We start from the raw sequence: 5,733 nt of genomic DNA, 5'->3' as shown, positions 1-5,733 counted from the left end.
ATGCGGCCGGCTACGCCAACGGAACCCTCAAGGTAGACTACAGGGTCGACACCGTGGGCGGAAACCCAAGCCAGCCACTATGGTCAATGCCAACCGCCCAAATCAACATCAACACAACGTTCTCTGCAACGTGAGGACAGAACCTGTCAAAAGGAGAGAAAGAATGAACGCGCAAGTGCAGGATACGACCTATGCGGTCATCGTCACGATGGACAACAATTTCATCGCCAATGCCAGTACAACCTATGACACCAAAATTCCGCTCTCCGAGCCACACATCACATTGACGGCGGTCGTGCGGGATAATCTGAACAAGCTAGCGCCGAACCAGACCGTCTACTGGAGTTGCCCGCGAATTATCGTTCAGTTCTTCGATGACGGTGACGGTACTCAGGGCAATGTTGTCACTTCATCCGTCACGAATGAAGATGGCGAGGCGACGATCCATGCCTGCGCCTCCACCCCTGTGATCGCTCTCATTTCTGCCAGCTTAACGCCGTCGCCGGCCACCGAAAAGCAGGAACGCGTTGACGTGCTAAACATCGACGACAGCGGTCCAGGCGCATATTTTAGTTATGCCGTGTTCAACACGATCTCAAACAACACCAATAACTATCCAAAAATACTAGGACCCAGTTCCATCAACATATCTCCAAGTCTGGGAGATAACAATGACAATTGGGTTCCCACGGACCCGATGACGATAGACGCATCACCCCCAATGACTTGGGAACCGGATTCTCTGGTTGCGGTCTGGATCGCCCAGATAGACTATCCTAACACCGATATATCCAACCCAGTGCTGCTCGGCCCCACAAATAATAATTCCCTCTATTCGGGTCTGGTCCCGGCCTCGTGGGACAACTTGAAGGCTAGCGGTATCAAGATCCCCTATGAGGTGATGGCATCTAACTCTGCCGGCAACCTGAACAACATCGTTCAATATATGATCCAGACCGGCTATGGTGGAAACGCTTACATTGCGCCTTGGCATAATTTTGGTGCGAGAGGTGTGGCTTGGACTCAGCCGGATCCTGACCGGCCACAAGATACAGACCTGTTTTTGCCACCGGTCGTCCTGAACGTGTTGAAAAAGGAAGAGCCGAACCCGGGAATACTCAACAACAGCGATTATTTTATCAGCGATGAGAATGGCCTATGGCTGATGTTCCATATCCATACAGATCATCTATCTCCCGGAGATACGATCCAGCCTTGGGTATACGTTAATGGATATAACTATAATACAACGGACAGGATATCCAATTTCTTTAAGCTCACGGAAAAAGAAGTAACGCAGGCGATCAAGGATGGTGGCGATGTCATTACCATTAAAATAGCGGCTACACAGATAGACAGTTATTGCAAATCCGGGACCACGAATGGGCACCTCGACGTCACTTATCTGGTCAATCAATGGTCCTGGTCGCCGGCCTTTTCCATCGGAACGGATTTTATCCCCGAATAACTACTCCGAATAACTGTGGCATAGTCAGAAAACTATTCCTGCTTTCTGGCTATGCCGTCCGCACCCGAATGTTCTCCAACATGAAACCAGATACTCAAAAGTAGGAGACCAGTTATGGCTATCAGCATCAATATCGTATCCCCTTCCGGCATCATTAGCGGCGCGACCCAAGCTCGGCTTTTTGCGACGGCGTCCGGATTGGATCCAGCCCTGAATTATATCGTGCGCTGGGAGGCCGCCCTCCCCATCTCGGACATGACTTTTTATGGCAATGACAAGCCTCTGGTCAAAAGGGCAGCCGAGGATACGCGAGGCGACAATTGGGGAACAAAAATAACCGTTACAGGAGCCGCGCTCGATAAGCCTACAACTCTTTTTGCAAGGGTTTTCCGGAGCACTGACAACGTTAATACTTCCACGCCGCTGGCCACAGCCGAGCGAGTTATTACATTCAAGGCGTTGACGGCAGAACTGACGGCCCTTAGTCACAGCGTTCCGCCGTCCAATACAGCCCCATCAGATGGAAAATACAATTATATTTATGCCACCATCAAGGACAGCACCGGTAATCTGGTCGAAGGGGTCGATGTCCTATGGAGCGCCCGCCCCAGCATGTCGTACCTTGGGTTTTGGGATTCCACGAAGTCTTCCACGCCAGGCACATCTCTGCCAACGGTCTGGGACAATAACAAAATCTTCTATTTTTCGACGAGTGCCGCCGACGGGAAAGCGGGCGTTTGGCTGTCAAGCGGCAGAGCTTATCAGCTTACCGCACAAGCATGGGTTTCCGGTGTTAGGGATTATATTGATACAGTATTCTTCGCATCCGGAAATTACCAGGATCCAACCGGTCGGGATCCAACCTGGGATTCATTGACACCTCTCGATGTTGAATCTTTCCAATATGGGGAATATCTGCAGCTGGATCCGAATTCCACCACGTTTACGTCCTATTTGCCCGACGACTTTACTCAACCCGACAATACAAGCAAATATTTTGTCGCCTTGAATGATAGGCTCGCCCAAAACGGTTCTCCGCCGGTTCCGCCGCCCATATGCAGTTATCAATACCTGAACCCGCCGATAACAGATACCAACTCTCCACCCCCGTCAGCTGATCTGAATTATTTGACGCTGTTTGCACAGGACATGTCGGGTAAGTTGTCCTGGTCGACCCCCTTCCCATTTTATGCCAAGGGAACGGCGCAAAGCAACGTGCCGCCTGTCAATCCGAATGACGGTACGCGTGAAGCTGATTTGAGTCAGGCAAAGATTTTGTATCTGGCCAATGGGACCATCACCGATGATACGCTTACATTTGGAAAAGGACTTGCCGTACAACTAAAACAACTGCCATCCAACTTTAACGGGCAGACGATCACCTTTGCATTCTATATGAACGGATATATTCCGGGCACGTCCACGAAGAAATCGGATGGTCCTGCCAATCCGAATTATCTCGTCACCACCACCATTGCCGCCGGAACGGCGCAAGTCTTGTTGCCCACCAGATTCGCTCAAGGCTTTGCTGCGTATCAAGGCGATAGTTTGATCTCCTATGTCGATTATTTCATTGGCACGACGCCGGGTTCCTACATATATGGTCCTTATCCAACCATCAGCGCGCCAACTAACACTTGACGGCCCGCTCTCCAATCCGCGCGCCCGTTTTGCGGCCGACGCGCTGAGAGGAGGTTTGGAAAAATTTATGCTGGCTATATATCAGTTATCAGGCTGACAAACCATAAACTCTCTTTCCATAACGTCATTGCCTTCAAGACAATTTTAGACGAAGATAAGAACACCACATCGGAATACTACCGGAAAGAATTTTTTAATAAGCGATACGTTTGCGTTAATCGAAACCAACAATATTAATTGAAGCCATGGTGTTGGTGACATGTTTGCATGCCATGGACGAGTAGAAGGATTCCGACATTGATCAGATCAGAGAGCATCGTTAGCGCTGCCATTAGGGCTGGGCATACGACACCCGCTGAATCTGCTGTGGCTAATGGATTGGATGGCTGGGCGAGCGCTCTTCCTTCAAATCAGCGCACGAAACTTCTGCCATTCCAGCTTACGCAATGTGTGCAGATGAATCCGCAATGCACGAGTTTGACTGTGCGACAAATTTCAGGATCCGAACAATGGTTACGCCTATATCACAATCGTTTTCCCAACGGGACGAATGCCATATTATTATTAAAGACTTCGCTCCAAACTGAGTAATTACTCATATTATTTATTTGATGTATGTAGAATATACATAAGCAATACAATTGCTCTGCGAACGCTAGTTATCGATCAACTTATTCTATCATGCGCTTTTTAAATATTTATTACATATGCCGCAGCGGTGGTTGAAGGCAGACATAGCTCAAGAAGGAGGAGCGGCCCGTGCCAGAAGCATCGCAAACTTACGCGCCGAAGGCGGTTCTTACACGTCAGCGCTGTTGGTCGTGAGTGATGGGCAGGAAATTGCGCACCATAGACCCGATCCAATGACCCAGAAAAACGCCATCTGGCCCTGACCAACAGAGGATCGTCCGTACTGGCCGAAACCAGCCAGGCATATTGTTGAGCATTAATTGACTGATTGATTGATCCAATCGGACGAGCTGGGCTCGTCGCCCCCAATTCTAGAGGGATAATTATTATGACAAACGATACCGACAAGCGGGCAACGTTAGGCCAGGCAGGCGCGCAATCCAGCCAGCCCATGCATAACGCCTCCGGAGCTGTTGCAACCAATTCAGACGGGCAGGGAGCTTCCAACGCCATGCTGAGTTCCCTCCAAGTATACATGCAGACAACTGAAGGATTTTACGTTCAGTTGAATACATTAACTGGAGGTTTAGATAGTTTTGCCCAAGTCCCGAACGATAATTGTATATTTACAATAAGTTTATTAGGGCCTGATTGGCAAGGTTTTCCGACAATTGCAATTCAAGCTGCAAATGGAATGTATTTACAGCCAGGCGGAATTTGGGAAAATAACTCCAGTTATAAACTTTTGTATGCAAATTCACAAAGCGAGTATTCCTTTTCTCTTCCAAGCGGATGGTATCTTGGAGCTCAAGATATTAAAACCGCCGATTATTCCTATACTATTTGGGCCAATGCATCTCGTGACCAACAGCATAAAATTCCATATGGCGCCTTCCTTTATTCGGGAGGAGGCGTTGTCGTTCTTTCTTCAGCTTCAGGCTCGCAACCGACCTGCACGATCGCAATCGCGTCTACGATCGATCCTTCTGGCAACCCGCCGGAAGTTCCGCTTTATGTGGGGGACCTGCTGACTGCGACGGTAACGGGCAACGATTGCGGAGTGACCCAGCTCAGGTGGTCGGTCGACAAGGGCGTGGACACGGCGCATGAGTTCGGTTTCTCGCAGAACCCGACGACGGTCACTGGCGGGGTGAGCTCGGTGACCATCACGGGCACCGGTCCCAATCTGCAGAACGGCGCCAAGCTTCCGGTGGCGGTCTATGCGACGCCGCTAGACGAGGGATCCAAGGTGAAGCAGCCCGGCTCGCTCGCCCTGGATTTCGTTCAAGGCTCAGTCCAGCACGGGATCGGCATCACGGGGACGGATCCGATTCCGCTCTACGCGGCACAGACGCTGACGGCGACGAATGCGAACCCGAGCGACCAGATGAGTGATATCTACTGGTCGGCGGTTCCGTCGGATCCGCGCTACACCGTCGTCTTCAATCCGGACACCTCGCCGGTCGTCAACAACACGACCTCCAGCACGCAGGTGACCGTCTACGGGCCGAATTCGCCGGGCAACGTTACTGTCAGCGTCTACGCGCGCTCGGATAATTCCAGCGTCCCGATCGGTGAGAAGGACTTCGGCCTGACGGCCGCCGGCTCAGTGCCCGCCGGCAAGGTTCTTTCGGTGATTTCGCTGGACGGCGATCCCGTGACGGCGAACACGCCGCATCTGTTGCAGGCGAGCTATCGGACGATGGGTGGCCTGGCGACCAGCGGAACCGTCACCTGGACGATCGATCCTCCGGTCGCCGGCGTCTCGCTCGGCCTGTCATCGACCACCACGGATGCCTACGGCATGAGCACCAACAGCATCGAATACACCGGCTCCGGCACGGCTACGGCAACCGTGAAGGTCAGTGCCGGAACCACGCCGGATATCGGCACGCTCCAGGTCGATTTCGCGCAAACCGTGACCCTGCCCGGCGCCGGCACGATGACGCTCACGTCCACCGATGGCACCGACAACCTGACGGAGGGCCAGCCGC

3 protein-coding genes are annotated in these 5,733 nt (G+C 51.8%); all 3 read left to right on the top strand.

From position 1 onward, the window contains the following. Positions 1-163: 163 nt before the first annotated feature. Positions 164-1,468, top strand: coding sequence for an Ig-like domain-containing protein (locus DUT91_RS24315; protein WP_114442967.1), 1,305 nt, complete (start codon positions 164-166; stop codon positions 1,466-1,468). Positions 1,469-1,582: 114 nt separating this feature from the next. Beyond that, positions 1,583-3,109, top strand: a complete 1,527-nt coding sequence (locus DUT91_RS24310) for a hypothetical protein (protein WP_114442966.1) — start codon at positions 1,583-1,585, stop codon at positions 3,107-3,109. Between the two features lie 1,690 nt (positions 3,110-4,799). After that, positions 4,800-5,733: hypothetical protein (locus tag DUT91_RS24300; protein ID WP_147272285.1), on the top strand; the 934-nt coding region annotated here is incomplete at its 3' end.

The organism is Paramesorhizobium salinisoli, from assembly GCF_003335045.1.
GTDB lineage: Bacteria > Pseudomonadota > Alphaproteobacteria > Rhizobiales > Rhizobiaceae > Paramesorhizobium > Paramesorhizobium salinisoli.
Note: the sequence above shows the minus strand (reverse complement) of the source record. Positions and strands in the feature narration are given on the sequence as shown.

Bases quoted from the DNA above. Each gene is read 5' to 3' on its own strand.
- DUT91_RS24315 (WP_114442967.1), top strand. From the start codon at position 164: ATGAACGCGCAAGTGCAGGATACGACCTATGCGGTCATCGTCACGATG.
- DUT91_RS24310 (WP_114442966.1), top strand. From the start codon at position 1,583: ATGGCTATCAGCATCAATATCGTATCCCCTTCCGGCATCATTAGCGGC.